Below are 24334 nucleotides of genomic sequence, written 5' to 3' on the forward strand. Positions count from 1 at the left end.
CCGGCGCTCGCCGGAGTCTGCGCGGCGAACTCGATGCCGGTCGCGGTGGTGGCGACGAGCGCGACCACGGCGAGGGCTCTCGGTATGACGGATCTGGGGACGGGTCTGGTCACGGGTCTGAACACGGGCACTCCTGCGGTGGGGGTCGGCCGGTGGTGGAGGGTCGGCCCGGGTCAGCCGGTGTACTTGGCGAAGATGCCGGTGAACTGCCAGGTGCTCTGGCTCACGCCCGAGCAGGTGTCGTCGTTCGGGTAGCCGCCCGGGCAGGGGCGGTCACGGTTGACCGACCAGAACGTCAGGCGCGCGAGGTGGTGCTGCTGCGCGTAGCCGAGGATGGTCTGGAAGTCGGCGGGGGTGACGGTCTCGTTGACGTCGGTGATCCCGTTCATGGAGGAGATGCCCATGTCCCGGTACGCCTGGTCGTCGCTGTAGCCGTACGCGTTCTTGAGCGCGTTCTTGAGGCCCTCGGCGGCCCGCAGGGTCAGCGTGCCCATGTTCTGGCCCGCGCCACCGAAGTCGAAGGGCATGATCGTCCAACTGTCCACGGTCAGGCCGGAGTTCGCCGCCCGGTTGATCAGGCTCGTATCGGGCCCGGACGTGTCGGTGCCGATGGTGACGATCACCTTGATGCCGGGGTTGTTGGCCTTGACCGTCTTGAGCGCGTCGACGGTGCGCTGCTGGACGGTGGGGTTGCTGTACGCGTCGGCCTCGAGGTCGATGTCGATGGCCTTGAGCCCGTACGCGTCGATGACCTTCTGGTACGCGCCCGCGAGGGCGGACGCGCTGGTGCAGGAGCTCTCCAGCTTGTTGCCGCTGTAGCCGCCGAACGAGGGGATGACGTCGCCGCCGTTGGCCCGCACGGTGTTGATGGTCTGCTGGTCGACGCCGCCGGTGAGCGGGCGGCCGCCGTCCCACTGCGGGTTGCAGCTGCCGTTGCTGAGGACGAAGGCGAGCGTGAACCACTTGACGCCGGTGGCGTTCATGACTGTGACCGGGTTGGGCGGGCTGCCCCAGCCGTTGTAGAGGTACGGGGCGACGGCCATCGGCGCGACGGGGGCCGTGCCGCCGCCGGCCGGCGCGGTCCACTTCTGGTTGGCGGCGCCGGTACAGCTCCAGATCTGGACCGGGGTGCCGTTGGCCGAGGTGTTGCCGGTGACGTCGGCGCACTTGCCGGACTGCCGGCCGACGAGGTCGCGGGCTGCGGAGACGGACCATTTCTGGTTGGCGCTGCCGGCGCAGTCCCACAGCTGGAGCCTGGCTCCGTCGGCGGTCGAATTCCCGGTCACGTCAAGGCACTTGCCGAGCGCGCGGATCGTTCCGTCGGAGCCGACCGTCCACTGCTGGGCTGTGGTGCCGTTGCAGTCGTAGAGCTGAACGGCCGTGCCGTTGGCAGAACTTGCTCCCGCCACGTCGAGGCATTTGCCCGCGAGCCCGGTGATCGTGCCGGTGGCGGCGGAGGCGGGCGTCGCGGCGAGTGCGCCCGCCGAGCCCGCGAGGAGTGCGGTGGCGAGCACGCCGCGCATAGCGGTCGAGCGTACGCGGGTGAATCTGGACATAAGGGGGTTGGCCATTGGGGGGTTCACAGCCCTTCATGGGGAGGCCGTCATGCGGCCGTCGATGGGGGGTGACCGTTCATGGAGATGAACAGCGGGTGCATTCATGAAGCTGTGGCGAACGGGAACCTAAAGGTCTGCACCAGGGCCGTCAAGAGATGAAACCAAGAAAGCCTCAACGGAGCGGTTCTCCGGAGGCGTTCGACAGGAGTTGAACACGAGAAAGCCCCCGGGAAACCTCCCGGGGGCTCAGCCGAGGAAGCTCAGCCGTACGCCTCTCCGCCCAGCTCGAATCCCGCGGTGCCCGCGCTCACGTCGGCCAGCCACGCCCGGAACCGTTCCACGTCCCCCTCGGGCAGCCCGATCTCGATCGCGACGGTCTCCGTGTAGCGGACGTCGCGCACCTCACGGCCCGTGGCCCGCAGATCGTTCTCCATCTTCCCGGCGCGGGTGTGGTCGATGGTCACCGTGGCCAGCCGGAACCGGCGGCGCGTCACCGTGCCCAGGGTGTCGAGCGCCTCCCCCACCGCGCCCCCGTAGGCCCGGATCAGTCCGCCGGCCCCCAGTTTCACGCCGCCGAAGTACCGCGTGACGACCGCGACGACGTACCGCATCTCGCGCCGCGTCAGCATCTGGAGCATGGGCACGCCCGCGGTGCCGCCCGGCTCGCCGTCGTCGCTCGCCTTCTGTACGGAGGCGTCGGCGCCGATGACGTACGCGTAGCAGTTGTGGTTGGCCGTCGGGTGTTCCTTGCGGATACGGGCGACGAAGGCCTGCGCCTCCTCCTCCGTCGCGGCGGGCGCGAGAGCGCACAGGAACCGGGAGCGGCTGATCTCTGTCTCGTGCACGCCCTCACGGGCCACGGTGCGGTACTCGTCCTGCATCACCCCAGCGTATGCGCAGGTACGGCCGGGCTCGCCCCTGCCGGAGGTGCGGGTGACGATGTGGTGGATACTCGCACGTCGCTACAGGGACAGCAGTCCGAACCGAGTGAACCGTCCGAACAGGAAGCGTCGCCACATGACCGGCACCCAGGCCGAGCGCCCCACCGCCTCGTCGGCCTCCACGCCCCGCTGGCGTTCCTGGCTCCTGGAGGGGCTGACCGACCGGACGGCCCGCCACCAGGGGCCGCACGGGCACGTCCCGGAGGAGCATCAGGGTCACACCTGGTGGCGGGTGATGTGTCTGACCGGCGTGGACTACTTCTCCACGCTCGGCTACCAGCCCGGTATCGCGGCCCTCGCCGCGGGCCTGCTGTCGCCGCTGGCGACGCTGGTACTGATCGCGCTCACCCTGCTGGGCGCCCTGCCGGTGTACCGCAGGGTCGCCAAGGAGTCGCCGCACGGCGAGGGTTCGATCGCCATGCTGGAGCGGCTGCTCCCCTGGTGGGCGGGGAAGCTGTTCGTCCTCGTGCTGCTGGGTTTCGCCGCCACCGACTTCATGATCACCATGACCCTCTCGGCGGCGGACGCGGCGGCCCACGTCGTGGAGAACCCGTTCGCGCCCGCGGCGCTGCACGGCGCGAACACCTGGATCACGCTGGTGCTCCTGGCCGCTCTCGGCGCGGTCTTCCTGAAGGGGTTCCAGGAGGCGATCCGGGTCGCGGTCGTGCTGGTCGCCGCGTATCTCACCCTGAACGTCGTCGTTCTCGTCACGGCCGCCGTCCATGTCCTCACCGAACCGGTGAAGGTCGGCAACTGGTGGGACGCGATGACGGCCGAGCACTCCTCGCCGTTCGTGATGGTCGGCGTCGCCCTGCTCGTCTTCCCGAAGCTGGCGCTCGGCATGTCCGGCTTCGAGACGGGCGTGGCGGTGATGCCGCAGGTGCGGGGTGCGGCCACGGACACGTTCGCGAAGCCGGCGGCCCGCATCCGCGAGACCCGCAAACTGCTCACGACGGCCGCGCTGATCATGAGCGGTTTCCTGCTCCTTTCGAGTCTGGCGACCACGATCCTCATCCCGCAGGACGCGTTCGAGTCGGGCGGTCCGGCGAACGGGCGCGCGCTCGCCTACCTCGCGCACACGTATCTGGGCGAGGGCTTCGGCACGGTCTACGACGTGTCGACGATCTGCATCCTGTGGTTCGCGGGCGCCTCCGCCATGGCCGGCCTGCTGAACCTGGTCCCCCGCTATCTGCCGCGCTACGGCATGGCCCCGGAGTGGACGCGGGCGGTGCGCCCCCTGGTCCTCACCTTCATGGCGGCGGCGGTCGCCATCACCTTGTGGTTCAACGCGAACGTCGACGACCAGTCCGGCGCCTACGCGACCGGTGTCCTGGTGCTGATGCTGTCGGCCTCCTTCGCCTCGACCGTGGCCGTGCACCGGCGTGGTCACCGCCGGGCGGCGATCGGCTTCGGCGCCATCACCGCGGTGTTCGCGTACACGCTCGTCACGAACGTCGTGGAACGCCCCGACGGCATCAAGATCGCCCTGATCTTCATCGTGGCGATCCTGCTCTCCTCCTTCGCCTCCCGGGTGCACCGCGCCTTCGAACTGCGCGCGGGCGCCGTCACGTTCGACGACGCGGCCGGGCGGATCATCGACGAGGCGGCGGCGCGGGGCCCGCTGCGGATCATCGCGAACGAGCCGCAGGAGCACAGCACCGCCGAGTACCGCGACAAGGAGTACTGCCAGCGCGAGGACACACACATCCCCGAGGGCGGTCCTGTGCTGTTCCTGGAGGTTTTCGTCCAGGACTCCTCCGACTTCACCGAGGACCTGACCGTGCACGGCGACGAGAAGCACGGGGTGCGCCGGCTGCGGGTGCACGGCCCCGGTGTCCCGAACACCGTGGCCGCGGTCCTGATGAACCTGCGCGACCGTACGGGCCAGGTACCGCACGCGTACTTCAACTGGACCGAGGGCCACCCCGTCAGTCATCTGCTGCGCTTCCTCGTCTTCGGCGACGGCGAGGTGGCCCCGGTCACGCGCGAGGTGCTGCGCCGCGCGGAACGCGATCCGCGGAGGCGGCCGCGCGTGCACGTCGGCTGAGACGGTCGGACAAGGCGGTCGGACAAGGCGGTCGAACGAAGCGGCCGGCCGCTAGTACGCGACGGGCCAACCGCTGCTCCAGTCGAGGAGGTTGACGCCGAGTTTCGGGGTCCCGTTGTCGTTCCCGTCGTAGTAGTGGTACACGATCAGATCCCCGTCGGTGTCGTTCATGATGGACTGCCCGCCGGGGCCGATGACGCTGCCGTGCGACTCCAGGACCGGGGTGCCGCCGTTGTTCGTCAAGGCGACACCGGCCTTGTCGTAGTAGGGCCCGGTGACGCTGCTCGCGCGGCCGACCTTCACCTTGTACGTGGAGGAGGTGCCCGAGCAGCACACGTCGTACGAGGCGAACAGGTAGTAGTAGTTGCCGTGCTTGACGATGTACGGGGCCTCGACGGCCTTGGTCCCGGTCGGCCGGGAGGCGAGGGAGCGGCGGGCGGTGTCGCCCGCGTACTGCTTGCCGGTGGACGGATCGATCCGGATCATCTTGATGCCGGTCCACCAACTCCCGAACGACAGCCACCACTTGCCGTCGCTGTCGACGAAGAGGTTCGGGTCGATGGCGTTGTAGTCGCTCGACGTGGTGGAGGTGTAGACGACGCCGTAGTCCGTCCACGAGCCGGGCAGCCCGGTGCTCGAACCGGCGAGCCCTATCGCGGACTTGTTGGATCCGAACGTCGAGACGGCGTAGTACATCAGGTACTTGCCGCCGTGGTACGAGATGTCGGGCGCCCACGCCTCGGTCGCGTACGACGACCACCAGGACGGCGTGCTGCCGAAGGCGTCGGCGCCGGCCGTGAACGCGATGCGGTCGCTCGACGTACGGAACCCGAGCCCGCCGCCGGTCGCGTACAGCAGGTACTTCCCCGCCGAGGTACGGATCATGGTCGGGTCATGCACGACGGTGGCGCCGGTGACGCGCCCCGGGTTCGGGTACGCGGACGCGGTCGACGGGACCAGAGCGAGGACCAGGGCGGCGGGTACGGCGGCCAGGGCGGTTCTGGTGCGACGGGAGATACGGCCGGAGGTGGGGCTCACGTGGGACTCCTTACGCGTCGGGGCGGAAGCAACGTCACACTCGTCGTCCGATATACCGAACGACGGTCGTGGCTTCGGACAAGACTTCGCACGGGACCGTAGAATCGAACCCCTGTTGCGTCAATGGTTTCCACCGACACGGTGCACCGCCCACCGTCCGGCAGGAATCCGCGGCGCCGCCCGGAGGTTGACCGCAGGACAGGAAGTTCCGCGCCATACAGCGCGCGCCATACAGCCAGGGAGCCAGCATGTACGCCGATCCAGGAATCATCCGGAAGATCCTGACGGAGTCCGGCGACACATGGGCCGTCGTCGGACTGTCGTCGAACCGGTCACGCGCCGCGTACGGGGTCGCCGAGGTCCTCCAGCGCTTCGGCAAGCGCGTCGTCCCCGTGCACCCGAAGGCCGAGACGGTCCACGGCGAACAGGGCTACCCCACGCTCGACGCCATCCCCTTCCCCGTCGACGTGGTCGACGTCTTCGTCAACAGCGACCTCGCGGGTCCCGTCGCCGACGAGGCGGCCGCCATCGGCGCCAAGGCCGTCTGGTTCCAGCTCGGCGTCATCGACGAAGCGGCGTACGAGCGCACGCGGGCATCCGGCCTGGACATGGTCATGGACCGCTGCCCGGCGATCGAGATCCCGCGGCTGGGCTGAGGGGGCAGTTCCTCAGCGGTCCGCACCCTCCTCGAACGACGCGAAATACGCCGCCGCCATGTCCTCCTCCCCGTGTCCCTGTTCCGCGGCGCGGGCCAGGCGGGCCGCGCTCGCTTCGGCGACGTCGAGGCGGACTCCGTGCTGCCGGCCCGCCTCGACGATGAGCCGGGCGTCCTTCGCGGCCGTGTCCACCGCGAACTGGGCCGGGGTGAGCCGGTCCTCCAGGACGAGGCCCGCCTTGAGGCGCAGGTAGGGCAGGTCGAGGCCGCCACCCGCGATGGCGTCGAAGAAGTTCTGCGGGTCGACGCCGAGGGCCTTCGAGAGGGCTAGCACCTCGCCGGCCGCGTTGGTGGCGGCCAGTACCCAGCTGTTGGCCACGAGTTTCAGGCGGGTCGCGGAGCCGGCCGCGCCGTCCTCCCCGGTCCACACCGTGCGGGAGCCGACGGCTTCGAGCACGGGCGTTACGGCGTCCCGGTACGCGCTCGGGCCCGCGGCGAGGACCAGGAGCTGCCCGGCCTCGGCGGGCTGGCGGGTGCCGAGCACCGGGGCGTCGAAGAGGACCAGGTCGTGGGCGGTGGCGAAGTCGGCCAGGTCGCTCAGCGCGTCGAGGCCCGCGGTGGTGGACTGCACCCAGGCGGCGCCGGGTCGCAGCCCGTCGGCAGCCTGGCGCATGACGTCCAGGGCGGCGGGCCCGTCGTAGAGCATCGTCAGGACGACATCGGCGTCCGCCACGGCCTCGGCCGGGGTGTCGGTGACCTGTACGCCGTCGGCGGTCAGCGGTTCGGCCTTGTCGCGGCTGCGGTTCCAGGCGCGGACGGTGTGTCCGGCCCGCGCGATGTTGCGGGCCATCGCCGCGCCCATGATCCCGGTGCCCAGGACACTCACGGTCAGCTGGTCGCTCATGTCTTCGTCAACTCTCCCTCGATGCCACAGGCTGCTTGTTCGGTGAGCTTAAGCTCGCGCCGCCTTCAGCCGGCCGTCGAGCCACGCCCGGCGGCCCGGGAAAGACCTCATCGATCGGCGAGCTCACCGAGACGCACCGACAACGCTTTCGCGATCACCTCCACGTGCTCGTCGCGCAGCAACTCCGGGTGCGTGCATGGAAGATCGTGGTTCGTCACCTCGCCGGTCACGTGCGGGCGCCATGCCTCGCGGGTCAGCCAGGACTCCGGTCGGGGCGCCGCCGCCGTGAAGAAGAGGACGTCTCCGTCGTAGCGGCGGTGGGTGTGGGCACGCATCATCCGGGCGTGGTTCGGGACGATGTCGACGATGCGGGAGAGTGTGGCGTCGGTGAGGCCCGCCAGGGGGCTGCCCGCCTTGCGGAGGGTGGCGAGGACGTCGTCGCGGGTGCGTTCGGCGTCGCGTTCGAAGCCCGCCATGCGCAGGACCGCCGTGAGCGCGTCGCCCTCCTCCGGCGCCGGGCGCTCGCGCCACTGTTCGGCGGGGAAGGCGTCCAGGAGTGCGAGGAAGTCGACGTGTTCGCCGGCTTCCTGGAGCAGGACGCCGACGGTGTGCGCGAGGATGCCGCCGACGGACCAGCCGAGCAGCCGGTAGGGGCCGTTCGGGTGGATCTCGCGGATCCGGGTGACGTAGTCGGCTGCCTGTTCCCAGAGCGTGGCCGGCAGCGCGTCGTCCGTCGTCAGGCCGCGGGCCTGGATGCCGTGGACCGGCTGGTCCCGGTCGAGGCGCGCGGTGAGTCCGGCGTAGCACCAGGAGATGCCGCCCGCCGGGTGGATCACGAAGAGGGGCGGGCGGTCGCCCTGGGCGCGCAGGGGCAGGACCACGTCCAGGGCGTCGCCGGAGACGGGGGCCGCGGAGCCGATGCGGGCGGCGAGCGCGGCGGGGGTCGGGGCCTCGAAGAGGGAGCCGATGGTGAGCTCCGCGCCGAGTTCCTCGCGGATCCGGGCGACCAGGCGGACCGCGAGGAGCGAGGTGCCGCCGAGGTCGAAGAACGCGTCGTCGGGGCCGGCCTGTTCGACGCCGAGAACTTCGGCGAAGAGGCGGGTCAGGGTCGCCTCGCGGTGGTTCGCCGGGCGTCCGGTGGTGGTGCCGCTGCCCGCGAAGACGGGGGCGGGCAGGGCGGCGCGGTCCAGCTTGCCATTGGGGGTGAGCGGGAACGCGGGCAAGGGCACGATCGCCGAGGGGACCATGTGTTCGGGGAGTTCGCGGGCGAGGGCTGCGCGGATCTCCGCCGGGTCCGCGCCGCCGCCGGTCACATAGCCGATCAGGCGGTCGTCACGGACCAGGGCGCAGGCCCCGTCGACGCCTTCCCGCGCCGCCAGTGCCGCCTCGATCTCGCCGAGTTCGATGCGCTGGCCGCGCAGTTTCACCTGGTGGTCGGTGCGGCCGAGGTACTCGACCTCGCCGCGGTCGGTCCAGCGCGCCAGGTCACCGGTGCGGTACATACGGCTGCCGGGGGCGCCGAACGGGTCGGGGACGAAGCGCTCGGCCGTCAGTTCGTCGCGGTTCAGGTAACCATCGGCCAACTGCCGTCCTGCCAGATGCAGTTCGCCCATGACGCCGGGTGGGCAGGGCTGTCCGGCGGGGTCGAGGACGTAGAGGCGGGTGTTCCAGACGGGGCGGCCGATGGGGACCGGGCCCGTGCTGTCCGGCTCGCACGCGTGGTACGTGACGTCGACGGCGGCCTCCGTCGGCCCGTACAGGTTGTGCAGCTCGACGCCCGGCAGTGCGCGGGCGAACGTGCTCGCCGTCTCGCGGGCGAGGGCCTCCCCGCTGCAGAACACGCGGCGCAGCGTGGCGCCGCACGCCGACAGCTCCGGCGCGTCCGCCTCCGCGAGGAACACCCGCAGCATCGACGGCACGAAGTGGCACGTGGTGACCCCCTGTTCGCGGATGACGCGCGCCAGGTAGGCCGGGTCCTTGTGACCGCCCGGCTCGGCCACGACGAGGGTCGCGCCCTGCCGCAGCGGCCAGAAGAACTCCCACACGGAAACGTCGAACGACGACGGCGTCTTCTGCAGCACGCGGTCGTCGGGCCCGATCGGATACGCGTGCTGCATCCAGCGCAGCCGGTTGTCGATCGCCGAGTGCGGCACGACGACACCCTTGGGGCGGCCGGTCGACCCGGAGGTGTAGATGACGTAGGCGGGGTGCGCGGGGGTGAGCGCGCGGGCCGGTTCCGCCGTGGCGTACGAGGAGACGTCCAGGTCGTCGAGGGGCACGAGCGGCGTGCCCGCGTCGGCCGGCAGCCGGTCCGCGCGGTCGGTGACGGCGCAGACGGGCCGGGCATCCTGGAGCATGTAGGTGAGGCGCTGCTCGGGGTAGTCCGGGTCGAGCGGCAGATACGCGGCGCCCGCCTTGAGTACGGCGAGCAGGGCCACGATCAGCTCGGCGGAGCGCGGTACGGAGACCGCGACGACCTCGCCGGGACGGGCGCCGAGGCTCTGCAGATGGTGGCCCAACCGTTTGGCTCGGGCGTCGAGTTCGGCGTACGTGAGTGAGGTGTCGCCGTACACGAGAGCCGTCGCGTCCGGGGTACGGGTGGCCTGCGCGGAGATCGGGCCGATGAGGGTCGTCGGCGGGAGTGCGCGTTCCGTGCGGTTGAACTCGTACAGGACGAGGGAGAGTTCGGCGGGCGTCGCGATGGAGTGGGCGGAGAGGGGGCGCTCGGGGTCGGTCTCGGCGAGGCGGTGCAGGAGGTGGACGAGGCGGGCCTGGTGTGCGGCGAGGTCGGCGTCCTCGTAGAGCGCGGGGTTGCCGTCGTGGTCGATGCGCAGGCCGCGGCCGTCGGCGCGGTCGTAGATGTTGACGGTGAGGTCGTCCACGGGGCCGGCGGAGAGGTTGTGGGCCCGGGCGGTGGCGCCCGCGAAGTCGGTGGCGTAGTCGAACGGCATGACGTTCACGAGGGGGCCGACGAGGCCGCGGTTCTCGCCGAGCAGGCCGAGGTCGCGGCGGATGTCCTCGTAGCGGTACCGCTGGTGACGCCTCACCTCACGTACGCCGAGCACTACTTGGCGTACGAGCTGGGTGAAGGTCGCGTCGGGTGCGACGGTCAGGCGCAGCGGCAGGACGTTCATGACCATGCCGGGGACGCGCAGCGCGACCGAGCCCATGCGGCCCATCATCGGGAGGCCGAGGACGACGTCGGTGCGGCCGGTGGCGCGGGCGGCGTAGAGGGCCTGGGCGGCGATGAGGACGTCGGGCCAGGTGGCGCGGGTCCCGGCGGCCAGTTCGCGCAGCCGCTCCGTGGTCTCCGGCGGCAGGTGGGTCGTACGGCGGCGGAACGAGCGGGAGGGAAGGGCGCCGCGGCCCGCGAGGCGCGGCGCCTCCGGGCGGTCGGCGAACGCGGCGCTCCAGTGGGCGCGGTCGGCCTCGTAGGCGTCCGAGGCCCGGTACTCGGCGTCGAGCGCGAGCAGGTCGGCGAGGGTCTCGAAAGGGCGCGGTCCCGGGTCCTCGCCGCAGGCCAGCGCGGTGTAGACCTCGGCGGTGCGGCGCACGAGGAGGGAGTGGCCGAAGCCGTCGATGACGAGGTGGTGGACGCGCTGGTACCAGAGCCAGCGCCGCGCCCCCACCCGGAAGAGGGCGTGCGCGAAGAGCGGTCCGGCCGCGAGGTCGCAGGGCCGGGCGAGATCCTCGCGCATCCAGGCGACGGCGTCCTCGGCGCTGAGGTCGCGACGCACGGTGAGTGGCAACTCGACGCTGGCGCACACCCGTTGGCGCGGTCCGTCGGGGGTGTCCTCGATCCGGACGCGCAGGGCGTCGGCCTCGGTGACGACGCGGCGCAGCGCGGCGGCGAACACCTCGGGGTCGAGCTCGCCGTCGATCTCCAGGTATTCGGCGGTGTTCTGCGCGGGGCTGAGCGGGTCGAGGGCCTGGGCGAACCACATGCCGGACTGGGCGGCGGTGAGCGGCAGGACGCAGTCCCGCGCGGCCACGGTGTCCTGGCTGGTCAGCACGGTCATGAGGCGGGCACCCCCAGCAGGGCCGCCCAGGCGTCGACGGCGGGCTTCTCGGCGAGGTCGACGAAGGAGACGGAGACGCCGTGGTCGCGGCGCCAGCGTTCCAGGAGGGTCATGATGCGGACGGAGTCGAGGCCGTGGTCGACGAGGTTCTCGTCGACGGGGATGTCGGCGGGGTCCTCGCCGAGGACGTCGGCGACGTCGGTCCGGATCTGTTCCAGGGTGAGGGTCATGCGGCCCGTACCTCCTCGATGAGCGCGTCGGTGGTGGTGACGACGGCGCAGCGTCCGGCGGCCCAGCGCAGGGCCATGTCGTGGTCGTCGCGGGTGAAGTCGGCGACGGCGTCGGCGACGACGAACGCCTGGATGTCGCGCATCCACGCGTCGGCGGCGCTGATGAGCACGCCGATGTGGGCGTAGACGCCGACGATCACCAGTTGGTCGCGGCCGGATTCCCGCATCAGCGCTTCGAGTTCGGTGCGGACGAAGGCGCTGTACTTCCATTTGGTGAGGACCGTGTCACCGTCCTCGGGGGCGACGGCCCCCGGCATGGCGAGCGCCTCGGGGTCGTCGGCGACGCCGGGCCCCCAGAAGTCGAGCTGGAGCCCGCGCTCCTCGGGTGTCTGGCCGCCGCGCTGGGCGGAGTAGTAGACGGGGATGCCGAGCCCGCGGCTCTCCTTGAGGAGGCGGGCGGTGTTGTCGAGCATGCCGGTCAACGGCTGTTCGCCTTGGGGGTACTTGGCGAGGAAGTGGTGCTGGAGGTCGTGGACGAGCAGCACGGCGCGCGCGGGGTCCACGGTCCAGGTGACACGGTTGGCCGGCAGTTCGTCCGGGCGCGGCAGGGGGTAGGCGGCGATGGCGGGCAGGGCCATGGTGGGGAACCTTTCGGGACTGCTCAGTGCTGCTCGGCGGCGGACCGCTGCTGCTTCTTGCTGATCTTGCCGATGCCGGTCTGCGGGAAAACGTCGACGAACTCGACGAGGTCGGGCACCTTGTACGCGGCCACGCCCCGCTCCCGCACGAACCGCTTGACGGCGACGGACCTCAGGGGTGCGGCGTCGGCGCGCAGGATGACGTACGCGAGCGAGCGCTCGCCGAGGTACTCGTCGGGGACGGCGACGACGGAGACGTCATGGACCGAGGGATGGCCGAGGATGATGTTCTCGATCTCCTCCGGGGCGATCTTCTCGCCGCCGCGGTTGATCTGGTCCTTGGCACGGCCCTCGACGACGAGATGGCCGGTGGGGGTGCGGCGCACGATGTCGCCGGTGCGGTAGAAGCCGTCCTCGGTGAAGGACCGGGCGTTGTGCTCGGGCGCCTTCCAGTAACCGCGGATGGTGTACGGGCCACGGGTCAGCAGATGCCCGAACGCGCCCTCGGCGACGTCCCGGTCGGCGTCGTCGACGACCCGGATCTCGTCGTCCGGGGAGATCGGCAGGCCCTGCGTGGTGACGACCGTCTCGGGGTCGTCGTCCAGGCGCGTGTAGTTGACGAGACCCTCGGCCATGCCGAAGACCTGCATGAGCTTGCAGCCGAGCGCGGGTTCGAGGCGCCGGGCGGCGGCTTCGCTGTACTTGGCGCCGCCGACCAGGATGAGTTCCAGGGTGCTGAGGTCGTACCGGGTCTCGGGTCCGGCCTGTGTCCACACGAGGGCGAGCGGCGGGACGAGGCCGGTCATCGTGACGCGTTCCTCGGCGATGATCGGGAACGCCGTGTCGGGGTCGGTGCCCGGCGACATCACCACGGTGCCGCCCGCATAGAGCACGCCGAGCCAACCCGGGCTGCTCATGGGGAAGTTGTGGGCCGCGGGCAGCACGACGAGGAAGCGGGTACCGGCGTCGACACCGCAGATCTCGTTCGAGCCCCACAGCGAGTACAGGTAGTCGTCGTGGGTGCGCGGGATGAGTTTCGGGCGGCCGGTGGTGCCACCGGAGAGCTGGAGGAAGGCCAGCTCGTGCGGCTCGGGGGCGGTGAGGCTCTCCAGCACGGCCGGGTCGCCGTCCACGTCGGCCAGGGCGGTGTGCTCGCCCGGGTCGCCGACCACGAAGACGTGCTCCAGGCTCGGGGTGTCCTTCTTGACCCGGGCCGCGAGGTCGCGGTGGTCGTAGCCCGCGTGCCGGTCCGGGACGACATAGGCGACGGCCTCGGCGAACGAGCAGAAGTAGGCGATCTCCGTGTCGCGGTGCGCCGGAAGCGCGTACACCGGCAGCGCGCCGATGCGGAACAGGGCGAAGACGACCTCGATGAACTCGCCGATGTTCGGAAGCTGGACGACGACGCGGTCGCCCTTGCGTATGCCGCGCTCGGTGAACCCGGCGGCCAACCGGTCGGCGTGCTCGTCGAGTTGGCGGTACGTCCAGGTGCGGCGGCTCGGCGCCGGGTCGATGAGAGCGATCCGGTCGGGGTGTGTCCCGGCGCGTTCGCGCAGCACGCCGCCGAAGGTCTCGCCGCGCCAGTACCCGGCCGCCCGATAGCGCTCGGCGAACTCGGCGGGCCAGGTCGGCGCGTCCACGCCCGGGGTCGTGGCGGCGGTCACAGGGTGGCTCCCACGGCGTTCAGGAACGTACGGAACTTGGCGCCGGTCTCCGCGGTCTCGGCCTCGGGCGACGAGGCGGCGACGACACCGGCCCCGGCGAACAGGCGCAGCAGGCCGCCCTCGGCGTCGCCTTCGGCCTCGGCGCAGCGGATGGTGACGACCCACTCGCCGTCACCGTCCGCGTTCTGCCAGCCGACCATGCCGGTGTAGGCGCCGCGGTCGAAGGGCTCGGACTCGGCGATGACCTGGCGGGCCAGCTCCGTCGGGGTGCCGCAGACGGCGGGGGTCGGGTGCAGCGCGGAGGCGAGGTCGAGCGCGGTGGTGGCGGCCGGGTCGGCGAGTTCGCCGGTGACCGTGGTCGACAGGTGCCACATCGCGGCCGTCCGTACGAGGGTGGGGCGCTCGGGGACGTCGAGGTGGGTGCAGAACGGGGCGAGGGCCTCACGGACGGCGGCCACGACGACGGCGTGTTCGTGCAGGTCCTTCGGGGACTCCAGGAGGGCGGCGGCGCGCCGGACGTCCTCGGCGAGGTCGCCGCTGCGGGGCGCGGAACCGGCCAGCGGGTTGGCGGTGAGGCGCGATCCGTCGCGGGCGACGAGGAGTTCGGGACTCGCGCCGATCAGGGTGCGGCCGGGGCCGCTGGGCACGGCGAATGTGTAGCCGGCCGGGTCGCGGCGGGCCAGGCGGCGCAGCATCGCGGTCAGGTCGGGGGCGACCGGGCCGGTCAGTTCGAGGGTGCGGGCGAGGACGACCTTGTCGAACTCCCCCGCCCGCATCCGGGCGACGGCCGCGGCGACGGCGGCGCCGTACTCCTTCGCGGCGGGCACCTCGCGCACCTGCCAGGCGGTGGCGTCCGCACCGGGCGGCACGGGCAGCGCGATCAGCGGATCCTCGCGCAGCGGCGGCGCCCAGCGCACTCTCCGCGGTACGGCGAGGGCGGGCGCGGCGGCCGGGTCGAACGGCAGGGCACCCATGACGACGGCGGTCTGGCCGGCGCGGCGGCGGGCGTCGAGAAGGTCCCGCACCCGCACGCTCAACGGGCCGTCAGCGTGCGGGAGTTCGACGGCGGTGCCGTGGCCGAGGAGGGTGCGGTGCGGCGTGGCGAGGAAGCGGTCGGAGCCGGGGCGGTAGTCGTCGAGGAGGGCGGTCGCTGTGCCGGTCACCTCCGGTGGGGTGGTGACGGGTTCATGGACGGACGTGGTCATCGTTGCCTCCTGGGTGTGGGGGGGTGGGGTCGTGGGGGTGGGGCGCGCGTTCGCCGTGCCGGGTGCGGTTGTTCGGCGGGTGCGGGTGCGTCGTGGCTGGTCGCGCAGTTCCCCGCGCCCCTGAGATGCGCACTGCGTGCGCCATCTCAGGAAGGCGCGTGGGACGCGCGCCTCCATGGGGCTGCGGCGAAGCCGCATGCTCCAGGGGCGCGGGGAACTGCGCGAGAAGCACCACGCACCCGCAGCCGCCGAATCAGGCGCACCCGGCACGGCGAGAGGGCGGACCCCCCTACCCGCGGAGCGTCGCGCCGCCGTCGACGTACAGGTCGTGAAGCGTGATGTGCCTCGCCCGGTCCGACGCGAGAAACGCGACCGCCTCCGCGATGTCGGCCGGGTCGGCGATGCGGCCGAGCGGGATGCCGGTGCGGTGGGCGCCGAGGTCGCCCGCGATGACGGAGCGCCGGGCCGCCTCGATGTCGGCGCCGGACTCCTCCCACATGCCGCGCTGCATGTCGGTGAGGGTCGAGCCGGGACAGACGGTGTTGCAGCGCACGCCCTGCGCGGCGACTTCGAGGCCGAGGCATTTGGTGAACATCGCGGTGGCTGCCTTGGACGCGGCGTAGGCGGACATGCCCGCGCGGGGGATGCCGGCGGCGTTGGAGGCGACGGTGACGATGCTGCCCGCGCCGCGTGCGCTCATCCGGCGGGCGACGGAGCGGCAGACGTGGAAGACGCCGTTGGTGTTGACCGCGAAGGTGGCGGCCCAGTCCTCGTCGCTGAGGTCGATCGCGGGTGCACTGCGCAGGATTCCGGCCACGTTGACGGCGATGTCGAGGGGGCCGTGCGCGGACTCGGTGTCTTCGACGAGCGCCTCGACGGCCGCCGCGTCGGTGACGTCGAGCGGGCGGGCGGTCACCCGGCCGCCGTCGTACTGGGCCGCGACCTTCTCGACGGTGTCGGCGTCGAGGTCGGTGGCCAGGACGCGGGCGCCGCGCCCGGCGAGCGCGGCGACCACCGCCTCGCCGATCCCCCGGCCCGCCCCCGTGACGAGGGCGAACCGGCCGGTCAGCTCTCCGGCGAAGCCGGTGGGAGCCGCGGAGATTTCGGCGTGTACCTGACCGGCAATCACTTGGCGAGCGCCCCCTCGAGGTCGTCGAGGACGACCTGGGCGGAGAGCGGGCCGCCGGCGCTGTTCCACGCGGAGCCCTCGATGACCACGACGTGCTTGTCCTTCTCGGCGGTCAGCTTGCCGAAGTTGGTGACCTTCTGAGCCTCGCCGTACGCCTTCTCGCCGTCGGCCTTGTCGCCGAGCGTCCCGAAGAACAGCCAGTCGCCGTCGATGGTGTCGAGCTTCTCCAGGGAGACCGGCTCACTGTGTCCGGTGCTCGCGCCCTGCTGGTCCTTCGGCCGGGTCGTGCCGAGCGCCTGGAGGGTGGAGGCGACGACGCCGTCACCCTTGCCGACGACCGAGGGCGCGCCGTCCTGCCAGCGGATCACGGAGACCGACGTGCCCGCGTTGGAGCCGAGCTGCTTCTTCACGTCGGCGACCCGGGTGTCGAAGCCGGTGAGCCACTTCTCGGCGTCGGCCTTCTTGTTGAGGGCGTCGGCGGTGTCGGTGAAGGACTTCTTCCAGTCCTCGTTGAGCTTCGCGGTGACGACGGTCGGCGCTATCTCCTGGAGCTTGTCGACGGTCTTCTTCGCGCCGGTCGTCTCGTCGAGGAGGATCAGATCGGGCTGGAGCGCGGCCAGCTTCTCCATGTCGGCCTCGGCGACGGTGGCGACGACCTGCGCCTTGGAGGCCTTGTCGGCGAGGTACGTGGACACGCCCTTCTGGCCGCGTCCGGCGGTCACGCCGACCGGCTCCACCCCGAGGGCGAGCGCGGCGTCGGTGGTCGGCTCGCTGAGCGTGACGACCTTCCGCGGATCGCCGGGCACCTTGACCTTGCGGCCCTGGGCGTCGGTGATCTGGCGCGTGGTGGCCGCCGCGGCCTTCCCCTCGCCGCTGCCGCTCTCGCTGTCGTCGCCGCTGTCGCTGCCGCAGGCGCTCAGGAGCAGGGCTCCCGTGACGGCGGCGCAGGACACCAGGACCGCGCGGCGGGAGGTTCGGTTGGAGGACATGTGCGTGATGCTCCTAAGGGCAAGAAGAGTGGATCGGTGGTACGGAGGGCTAGTGGGTCCGGCCCAGCAGGCGGACCAGGGTGTCGGCCAGGGCGACGTGCCAACAGGCGTGGTCGTGGCCGCCGTTGAACTCGCGCCGGGTGACGTCGTAGCGGGCCGAGTGCAGGGTGTCGTAGAGGGCCCTGCAGTGGTCGACCGTCGCGCCTTCGTGCAGTCCGACGTCGAGGTGGACGGTGATGGGGCGGGGCGCGGCGGCCGCGTACCGGGTGACGAGCCAGGGCACGCCGAAGACGTGTTTCTGCGGCACGCCCGACGGGAGTCCCGGCCGCCACCACAGGGACGGCGACTGGGCGATGACGTGGCCGAACCGGTCGGGGCGCTGATGTCCTGCGTGCAGGGCCGTCATCGCGCCGAGGCTCTGACCGGCGACGACGGTGCGTGCCGGGTCTGCGGTGACGGGCCAGCGGCCGGCCGCCCAGGGCAGGAGTTCGTCGGCGAGGAACTCCACGTAGGCGTCGCGCGCGCCGAGTTCGCGGCCACGGGTGACGCGGTCGACGGCGTCCGGTGCGAACACCGCCAGCGGCGGCAGTTTCCGCTCGGCGATCAGTGCGTCGAGGGTGTGCTGCAACCCCATGCGGCCGAGCCACATGTCGCCGTCGCAGAGTGCCAGGACGGGCAGGGGGCCGTCGTCGCGGTGGTGGCCGGGGGGCAGGTAGACCCAGACGTCGCGGTGGCCGCCGAGCGCCGCGGCTGCCGTGCGGTGCCGCTCCACGCGCCCTGCGGGTGTGTCGGCCGGCGGCCGTGACCACACCTCGGGGGGCGCGTCCGGCAGGGCGAAGACGGAGGAGTCGGTGACGCCCCAACGGGTGGGCCGGGTACGGGGGTTGAGCGGGTCACTGGAAGCGTGCACGGCGAGGGAGCGCAGGCGCGCCTGGAGGATGACCGGGTCGGCGGGCGGTTCGTTCGCGGAGATGTCGGCGGCGAGACGGTAGGTGCCGCGGTGGTCGGCGCGCAGCCGCAGCCCCAGGTGCCAGATGTCGGTGCCGGGGGCGTGCTCCAGGAGGGAACCGGCCAGATCGTCGCGGTCGACGAGCCGGTTGGCCATGAGCAGGACCTGCCGGGTGGCCCGGTGGCCGCGCCACAGGAAGGTGACGACCCGGTGGTCGGGCTCCCCGTCGGCCTCCTCGACGAGCGGGGTGCCGAGGCCGGAGACGTCCTGCCAGAACTCCTCGGCGATCCGGGCCCGTTGCGCGTCGTCCGCCCCGGTCAGGCGCTCCAGGAGATGCGCGATCCGTCGGCCGGTGGCACGGACCGGCCGGTGGTCCGGCAGGGTGGCGGGGGCCGCGGTCTGGACGCGCATGTCTCCTCTTCCTCCGTTGTGTCCCTCGGCGAATCCGTCCGCGGGGCAGGCAGGGCAGGCGGTTTCGTCAACGTAATTGTCAGCAGACTTGGTTAGGTTAGCCTAAGCTAATCACATGCTCACTGGAACCCGCCCCCGCCCGGGAGAAACAGCGCGAATACCGGCCACCCCCCGCAGCGGCCCACCGCGGCTTGCCGGTCTCGTCCTCGGCGTGGTTCTCCTCGTCACGGCGGCCGCGCTGTCGCTGGCCGTGGGCACGGAACACATCCCGCCCGGTGACGTGTGGTCCGGCTTGTTCTCGCCCTCGGACTCACGGTTCGACAACATCGTGCGCGAGCTGCGGCTGCCGCGGACCCTGATCGGGATCGCCATCGGCGCCGCGCTCGGCCTGGCCGGCGGCGTCATGCAGGTCCTGACCCGCAACCCGCTCGCCGACCCGGGCCTGCTCGGTGTGAACGCCGGGGCGTCGGCCGCCGTGGTCACCGCGATCAGCGTGTTCGGCATCACGTCGTTCACCGGATACCTGTGGTTCGCGCTGGTCGGCGCGTGCGTCGCCGCCGTCGCCGTGAACGCCCTCGGGGGCACCCGCTCGGCGACCCCGGTCCGGCTCGCCCTCGCGGGCACCGCCGTCAACGCGGCCCTGTTCGGCTACGTCAACGGCCTTCAGCTGTGGGACCTGAGCACCCTCGACTCGATGCGGTACTGGTCCGTCGGCACGCTCGAGAAACGCGACCCCGAACTCCTGCTCATCGCCCTGCCGTTGCTGATCACCGGCGCCCTGCTGGCGTTCGCGATGGCCCGGCCGCTCGGCGCCCTGTCGCTCGGCGAGGACCATGCCCGCGCCCTCGGTACCTCGGTGCGGCGCACCCGGGTCCTGTCCATCGTGGCCATCACGCTGCTGTGCGGCAGCGCCACCGCCGTGTGCGGGCCGATCGGCTTCGTCGGCCTGATGATCCCGCACGCGGTCCGCGCGTTCACCGGCCCCGATCCGCGCTGGATGCTCCCCTACTGCGCCCTGTTCGCCCCAGCCCTGCTGCTCGTCGCCGACGTGATCGGCCGGGTCGTGGTGGCTCCCTCCGAGATCCAGGCGGACATCGTCACCTCGTTCCTCGGCGGCCTGCTCTTCATCCATCTCGTACGCCGTCGGAAGGTGGCCCAGCTGTGACGACGCTGATCAGAAACGAACAGCGGCCGGTCCGCGCCGAGTTGCGGCGGGGCCGGCTGCGCGCGGGCCGCTACTCGCTGCGCTTCGACCCGCGTACGGTCCTCGTCTGCCTCGCGCTGATCGTCGTCACGGCGTGCCTGGTGGTGCTCTCCGTCGGCACCGGCACCTACGAGCTGTCGCCCGCCGAGGTGCTGCGGACGTTCGCCGGGAACGGACCGCCCGGCGCCGAGTTCATCGTGCTCGACCTGCGGCTGCCGCGCGCCCTGGTGGCCGTCCTGGTCGGCTTCGGGACGGGCATGGCAGGGGCCGTCTTCCAGTCGCTCACCCGCAATCCGCTGGGCAGCCCGGACATCATCGGCTTCGGCAACGGCGCGTCGGCGGGAGCCCTCGTAGCGATCATCTTCCTCAACGCGGGCGCGCCGCAGACCGCGCTCGGCGCGCTGGTCGGCGGGTTCGCCACGGCTGCCGCGGTCTATCTGCTGGCCTGGCGCCGTGGCGTGCACGGCTACCGGCTCGTCCTCGTCGGCATCGGTGTGTCCGCGGTACTCGGCTCGGCGACCAGCTTCCTCTACATCCGTGCGGACATCGGCAAGGCGGCGCAGGCGGCGAGCTGGATGATCGGCTCCCTCAACGACCGCGGCTGGAACGAGGTGAAGATGGCCGGGCTCGGCCTGGTCGTCTGTGTTCCCCTCATCCTGGTGTACGGGCGCCGGCTGACGATGCTGGAGATGGGCGACGACACGGCGGGCGCCCTCGGTGTGCCGCCCGAGCGCAGCCGGCTGATCCTGCTGTGCGTGGGCACCGGCCTGACCGCGATGGGGGTGGCCGCGGCGGGGCCGATCCCGTTCCTCGCGCTGGCCTCGCCGCAACTGGCCCGCCGCGTCACACGGGCGGCGGGACCGAACGTGCTGCCCGCAGCGTGGATGGGCTCCCTCCTCGTGACGGCCGCCGACCTGGTGACGCAGCGCGTGACCGGTTCCGCGCTGATGCCGGTCGGTGTGGTGACGGGGGTGGGCGGCGGTCTCTTCCTGGCGTGGCTGCTGCTGCGCGAGCGCAAGGCGCAGCATGTGTGACCGGACGCCTCGGCGGCCGTGAAAGGAGCCCCCTCGGTGATCGCCGAGGGGGCTCCTTCGTGGTCTCGGGCTAGACCGCCGTCTCGACCTCCTTGCGGGCGGTCGTCGGCGCCTGCGGCCGCGCGCTCTCCCACAGCCGGGCGTACACGCCGCCCAGGGCGAGGAGTTCGTCGTGCGTGCCGTACTCGACGGGCTTCCCGGCGTCCATCACCAGGACCCGGTCGCACCGGGCGGCCGTCGTCAGGCGGTGGGCCACCAGCAGGGCTGTCTTGTTCCGCGCGGCGCTGAACATGCCGTCGAGGACGGCGCTCTCCGTGCCCGAGTCGAGCATCGCGGTGGCCTCGTCGAGGAGCAGTACGTCGGGGCCGACGAGGGCCACCCGGGCCAGGGCGACGAGTTGCCGTTCGCTGGCCGACAGGTTGCCGCCCGCCTGGCGCACGGCGTGCCGGAATCCGCCGGGGAGCCGGGCGATGGTCGCGGTCGCGCCCACCGCCTCCGCGGCGGCGGCGACCTCCTCGTCGCTCGCGTCGGGCCGGCCGTAACGGATGTTCTCCGCGATGTCCCCCTCGAAGAGGTGGGCCTCCTGGGGGACGATGCCGATCCGCTGCCGGTATCCGGCCAGGTCGTAGCGGCCGATGTCGACCCCGTCGAGGCGCACCGTGCCGGACGCCGGGTCGTAGAACCGGGCGAGGATCTTCACCAGGGTCGACTTGCCCGCGCCGGTGGCGCCGACGACGGCGACGCTCCGCCCGGCCTCCAGGGTGAGGTCCGCGACGCTGATGGTGTCCTCGGCCGCCCCCTCGTAGCGGAAGGTCACGTCCCGCAGTTCGAGGTGCCCGCTGAACCGGCCGGACACCGAAACCGGGTCGGCGACGGGGCGCTGGGACGGCTCGGTGGCGAGCAGCTGGGTGACCTGACGCACGCTGGTGCGGGTCTGCAGATAGGAGTCGTAGATGGTCGAGAGCTGCTGGATCGGCCCGTAGAACTGCCCGAGCAGCAGCAGGAACGCGGCGAGTACACCGGTCGTGACCGAGCCGCCCGCCACGAGATGGCCGCCGGCCAGCACGACGAGCGCCATGGACAGTTCCGAGCAGAACGCCAGGAACGGGAAGTACAGCGAGATGTACCGCTGGCCCTTCACCTGGATGAGCCGGTTCAGGTTGGACAGGGCGCTGAAGTGCTTCTCGGTGCTGTTCTGCTTGCCGTGGGACTGGGCGACTCGCAGGCCCGCGACGTTCTCCCGCAGGGAGCTGTTCACCTTGCCGAGCTGGTCGCGCGCCTCCTTGTACGCGCTCGAACTCAGCCTGCGGAAGACCGGGGTGATCAGCGCGATCACCGGGAACGGTGCGAGGGCCGCGAGGGCGAGCCGCCAGTCGAGGACGAACATGGCGACCGCGATGCCGGCCATCGTCAGCAGGCTCACCAGCCCCTGCACCATGCCCTGTTGGAGGAACTTCGACAGGGAGTCGATGTCCACGGTCATCCTGGTGAGCAGGCTGCCCGCGCTCTCCTTCTCGTAGTGGTCGAGGCCGAGCCGGTGAAGATGCCGGTAGCTGCGCAGCCGCAGGGCGTACTGCACGGACTCGGAGGCCCGGGCGCTGGTCAGCGTCTGGTACGTGTAGACGAACCAGTTGACGGCGGCCAGCGCCAGGCAGATCGCGGCGATCCACCACACCGTGCTCATCGAGCCGGGCGAGATGCCGTCGTCGATGCCGCGCTGGAGCAGGACCGGCACGACGACACGCGCCAGCGCGTCGAAGGCGATCAACCCGAGCGCGACCGCGAGCAGGCCGCGCACCGGGCGCAGGATCGCCCCGAGGGTGGGGCGCCTCTCCTCGCCGACGTCCGCGATCACCGCGGACGGGAGTTCGGCGAGCCGGTCCCGGCGCCCTGCCGGGACCGCCTCCTCCTCGGTGTGCTCCCGCGCGGGCCACAGCTCGCTCGGTGTGCGGGCCGTGCGGGCGTCGATCTCGTCGGTGTCCCCGGCGATCAACTCCTGGAAGACGAGGCTGCGTTCGGCGAGTTCGGTGTAGGTGCCGCTGTCGGCGACGCGGCCGCCGTCGAGCACCACGATCCGGTCGGCGAGTTCCAGGGTGGAGCGGCGCCGGGCGATGAGGACGGTGACCCGGTCGCCGCCGACGTACCGCTCCAGGGCGCGGTGGATGGCGGCCTCGGTGGTGGCGTCCACGGCGGAGGTCGCGTCGTCGACGATCAGCACCGGCGGCCGCTTCAGCAACGCCCTTGCCAGAGCCAGGCGTTGGCGCTGGCCGCCGGAGAGGTTCTGCCCGCGCTCGGTCAGTTCCGAGTCGTAGCCGGACGGCATGGCCGAGATGAAGGCGTGCGCGCCCGCCGCCTCGGCCGCGGCGACGATCTCCTCGTCGGTGGCGTCCTCGTGCCCGTAGGCGATGTTCTCGCGGACACTGCGGGCGAAGAGGAACGGCTCCTCGAAGACGACGCCGACATGGGAGCGCAGGGATTCCAGGCGCAGCTCGCGGATGTCGGTGCGCCCGTCGGCGCTGCCGAGGGCGACGGTGCCGGAGGTGGCGTCGTAGAACCGCGGGATCAGCAGGGACAGCGTCGATTTGCCGGATCCGGAGGGGCCGACGACGGCGACGGTCTCCCCGGCTCCGACGCGGAACGAGACGTCGCGCAGGACCGGTTCGTCGTGCGTGTAGCCGAAGCCGACCCTGTCGAACACCAACTCCGTCGGGTTGTGCGGCAGTTCGGTGGCGCCGTCGTGGATCTCCGGGCGGGAGTCGATGAGTTCGAAGATGCGCTCGGCGGAGGCGCGGGTGCGCTGCGCGATCACCAGGTACGAGGCGAAGACCCGGGTCGGTCCGGTCAGCATGGTCAGATACGCGGCGAAGGCGATGAACGTACCGATGTCGATCGAACCGTCCATGACCAGGCTGCCGCCGTAGACCAGCACGGCGATCTGGCCGAGGACGGGGAGGGCGAGCATGGTCGCGCCGGGTGCGGCGTGCACCCGCATCATGCGCATGCGCCGGCCGAAGAGGCCGCGGGTGGCCCGGTCGAGCCAGCGGATCTCGCGCTCCTCCTGGCCGAAGCCCTTGACGACGCGGACGCCGTCGATGACCTCCTTGATGTGCTCGGTCACCTCCGCCGCGTCGTTGGCCGCGCGCGCGGAGGTCTCGAAGACCCGGCGCCTGGTCCACATGGCGACGGCGCCGAGCGCGAGGACCACGGCGACGGTGACCAGGGTCAGCCGCGGCGAGAGCCAGCTCATGGCGACGATGCCGAAGAGGTAGTACGTGACGACGGTCAGCGGCACGGGCAGCATCGTCAGCATCTGCTGGATCTGCTGGAGGTCGCTGTTGGTGCGGGAGATGACCTGTCCGGTGCGCAGCTTGTCCTGGCCGGGGCCGTCGAGTCGCTGGATGCTGCGGAACACGTCCTCGCGCAGGCCGTGCTGGACGTCGAGGGCGAGTTTGCCGCCGGTGAAGCGGCGTACGTAGTTGCCGACGAAGTCGATCGCGGCGATCAGGACGAGGCCGCCGGCCACCCAGGCGATGCCGCTGCTGTCACCGGCGACGGCCTGGTTCACGCCGTCCCGGGTCAGGAGCGGGCCGAGGGTGACCAGGACGATGCTCAGGATGGAGGAGAACACGATCGCGGCCATGAGCCGCCGACGCTTGAGGCAGATGCTCATCAGCCGCCGGAGCCAGCCGGGTCCTGTCGTGGGGAACAGTGGAGTCGGCAT

General features: G+C 71.7%; 17 protein-coding genes. 4 read left to right on the forward strand and 13 right to left on the reverse strand.

Annotation, left to right across the window (positions count from 1 at the left end; all coding sequences use genetic code 11):
* Positions 1-173 precede the first annotated feature (173 nt).
* Both ABD366_RS38015 and ABD366_RS38020 read right to left on the reverse strand, forming a co-directional pair.
* A complete protein-coding gene (locus tag ABD366_RS38015; RefSeq protein WP_324770422.1) occupies positions 174-1523 on the reverse strand; it encodes a lectin in 1350 nt (449 codons plus the stop codon).
* Between the two features lie 293 nt (positions 1524-1816).
* The gene (locus tag ABD366_RS38020) at positions 1817-2437 is read right to left on the reverse strand and encodes a YigZ family protein (RefSeq protein WP_324770421.1); all 621 of its coding nucleotides are present in this window, start codon (positions 2435-2437) and stop codon (positions 1817-1819) included.
* Positions 2438-2573: 136 nt separating this feature from the next.
* On the opposite strand from ABD366_RS38020, the gene ABD366_RS38025 reads away from it, so the two are divergent.
* On the forward strand, positions 2574-4544 hold the full coding sequence (locus ABD366_RS38025; protein WP_324770419.1) for an APC family permease: 1971 nt from the start codon (positions 2574-2576) through the stop codon (positions 4542-4544).
* A gap of 51 nt (positions 4545-4595) precedes the next feature.
* Here ABD366_RS38025 and ABD366_RS38030 read toward each other — a convergent pair whose 3' ends face one another.
* Positions 4596-5582, reverse strand: a complete 987-nt coding sequence (locus ABD366_RS38030; RefSeq protein WP_324770418.1) for an arabinan endo-1,5-alpha-L-arabinosidase — start codon at positions 5580-5582, stop codon at positions 4596-4598.
* A 248-nt stretch (positions 5583-5830) separates the two neighbouring features.
* Between ABD366_RS38030 and ABD366_RS38035 the strand changes: the two genes are divergently transcribed.
* Positions 5831-6238: a CoA-binding protein gene (locus ABD366_RS38035; protein ID WP_324770417.1), complete on the forward strand. Its 408-nt coding sequence runs from the start codon at positions 5831-5833 to the stop codon at positions 6236-6238.
* A 12-nt stretch (positions 6239-6250) separates the two neighbouring features.
* Here the strand turns inward: ABD366_RS38035 and ABD366_RS38040 are convergent, their stop codons facing one another.
* The 9 genes from ABD366_RS38040 to fes all read right to left on the reverse strand — a co-directional run bounded on the left by ABD366_RS38040 (position 6251) and on the right by fes (position 18375).
* On the reverse strand, positions 6251-7171 hold the full coding sequence (locus tag ABD366_RS38040; protein ID WP_486388822.1) for an NAD(P)-dependent oxidoreductase: 921 nt from the start codon (positions 7169-7171) through the stop codon (positions 6251-6253).
* 77 nt (positions 7172-7248) lie between these two features.
* Complete coding sequence (locus ABD366_RS38045) at positions 7249-11160, reverse strand: amino acid adenylation domain-containing protein (RefSeq protein ID WP_324770415.1); 3912 nt, start codon at positions 11158-11160, stop codon at positions 7249-7251.
* A complete protein-coding gene (locus ABD366_RS38050; RefSeq protein ID WP_324770414.1) occupies positions 11157-11390 on the reverse strand; it encodes a phosphopantetheine-binding protein in 234 nt (77 codons plus the stop codon). Before ABD366_RS38050 ends, ABD366_RS38045 begins: the two co-directional genes overlap by 4 nt.
* On the reverse strand, positions 11387-12028 hold the full coding sequence (locus tag ABD366_RS38055) for an isochorismatase family protein (RefSeq protein ID WP_324770413.1): 642 nt from the start codon (positions 12026-12028) through the stop codon (positions 11387-11389). The genes ABD366_RS38050 and ABD366_RS38055 overlap by 4 nt, the downstream gene beginning before the upstream one ends.
* A gap of 23 nt (positions 12029-12051) precedes the next feature.
* Positions 12052-13692 (reverse strand): (2,3-dihydroxybenzoyl)adenylate synthase, encoded by a 1641-nt coding sequence (locus tag ABD366_RS38060; RefSeq protein ID WP_324770412.1) that lies wholly within the window; start codon positions 13690-13692, stop codon positions 12052-12054.
* Positions 13689-14897 (reverse strand): isochorismate synthase, encoded by a 1209-nt coding sequence (locus ABD366_RS38065; RefSeq protein WP_324770411.1) that lies wholly within the window; start codon positions 14895-14897, stop codon positions 13689-13691. Before ABD366_RS38065 ends, ABD366_RS38060 begins: the two co-directional genes overlap by 4 nt.
* Positions 14898-15186: 289 nt before the next feature.
* The gene (locus ABD366_RS38070) at positions 15187-16023 is read right to left on the reverse strand and encodes a 2,3-dihydro-2,3-dihydroxybenzoate dehydrogenase (protein WP_324770458.1); all 837 of its coding nucleotides are present in this window, start codon (positions 16021-16023) and stop codon (positions 15187-15189) included.
* Entirely contained in the window at positions 16023-17015 is a 993-nt protein-coding gene (locus ABD366_RS38075) for an ABC transporter substrate-binding protein (protein ID WP_324770410.1), read from the reverse strand. Before ABD366_RS38075 ends, ABD366_RS38070 begins: the two co-directional genes overlap by 1 nt.
* Before the next feature lie 49 nt (positions 17016-17064).
* Positions 17065-18375 (reverse strand): enterochelin esterase, encoded by a 1311-nt coding sequence (gene fes / locus ABD366_RS38080; RefSeq protein WP_324770408.1) that lies wholly within the window; start codon positions 18373-18375, stop codon positions 17065-17067.
* 115 nt (positions 18376-18490) lie between these two features.
* Between fes and ABD366_RS38085 the strand changes: the two genes are divergently transcribed.
* Positions 18491-19540, forward strand: coding sequence for a FecCD family ABC transporter permease (locus ABD366_RS38085; protein WP_324770407.1), 1050 nt, complete (start codon positions 18491-18493; stop codon positions 19538-19540).
* The gene (locus ABD366_RS38090; RefSeq protein WP_324770406.1) at positions 19537-20613 is read left to right on the forward strand and encodes a FecCD family ABC transporter permease; all 1077 of its coding nucleotides are present in this window, start codon (positions 19537-19539) and stop codon (positions 20611-20613) included. Before ABD366_RS38085 ends, ABD366_RS38090 begins: the two co-directional genes overlap by 4 nt.
* Before the next feature lie 70 nt (positions 20614-20683).
* On the opposite strand, the gene ABD366_RS38095 is transcribed toward ABD366_RS38090, so the two are convergent.
* Entirely contained in the window at positions 20684-24334 is a 3651-nt protein-coding gene (locus ABD366_RS38095) for an ABC transporter ATP-binding protein (RefSeq protein ID WP_324770405.1), read from the reverse strand.

Source organism: Streptomyces kunmingensis, assembly GCF_039533535.1.
Classification (GTDB): Bacteria; Actinomycetota; Actinomycetes; order Streptomycetales; family Streptomycetaceae; genus Streptomyces; species Streptomyces kunmingensis.

Coding starts and splice junctions, on each gene's coding strand:
- ABD366_RS38055 (WP_324770413.1), bottom strand. CDS start 12,028: ATGGCCCTGCCCGCCATCGCCGCCTACCCCCTGCCGCGCCCGGACGAA.
- ABD366_RS38045 (WP_324770415.1), bottom strand. CDS start 11,160: ATGACCGTGCTGACCAGCCAGGACACCGTGGCCGCGCGGGACTGCGTC.
- ABD366_RS38020 (WP_324770421.1), bottom strand. CDS start 2,437: ATGCAGGACGAGTACCGCACCGTGGCCCGTGAGGGCGTGCACGAGACA.
- ABD366_RS38095 (WP_324770405.1), bottom strand. CDS start 24,334: ATGCCGACTCCACTGTTCCCCACGACAGGACCCGGCTGGCTCCGGCGG.
- ABD366_RS38075 (WP_324770410.1), bottom strand. CDS start 17,015: ATGTCCTCCAACCGAACCTCCCGCCGCGCGGTCCTGGTGTCCTGCGCC.
- ABD366_RS38050 (WP_324770414.1), bottom strand. CDS start 11,390: ATGACCCTCACCCTGGAACAGATCCGGACCGACGTCGCCGACGTCCTC.
- ABD366_RS38035 (WP_324770417.1), top strand. CDS start 5,831: ATGTACGCCGATCCAGGAATCATCCGGAAGATCCTGACGGAGTCCGGC.
- ABD366_RS38085 (WP_324770407.1), top strand. CDS start 18,491: ATGCTCACTGGAACCCGCCCCCGCCCGGGAGAAACAGCGCGAATACCG.
- fes (WP_324770408.1), bottom strand. CDS start 18,375: ATGCGCGTCCAGACCGCGGCCCCCGCCACCCTGCCGGACCACCGGCCG.
- ABD366_RS38025 (WP_324770419.1), top strand. CDS start 2,574: ATGACCGGCACCCAGGCCGAGCGCCCCACCGCCTCGTCGGCCTCCACG.
- ABD366_RS38065 (WP_324770411.1), bottom strand. CDS start 14,897: ATGACCACGTCCGTCCATGAACCCGTCACCACCCCACCGGAGGTGACC.
- ABD366_RS38015 (WP_324770422.1), bottom strand. CDS start 1,523: ATGCGCGGCGTGCTCGCCACCGCACTCCTCGCGGGCTCGGCGGGCGCA.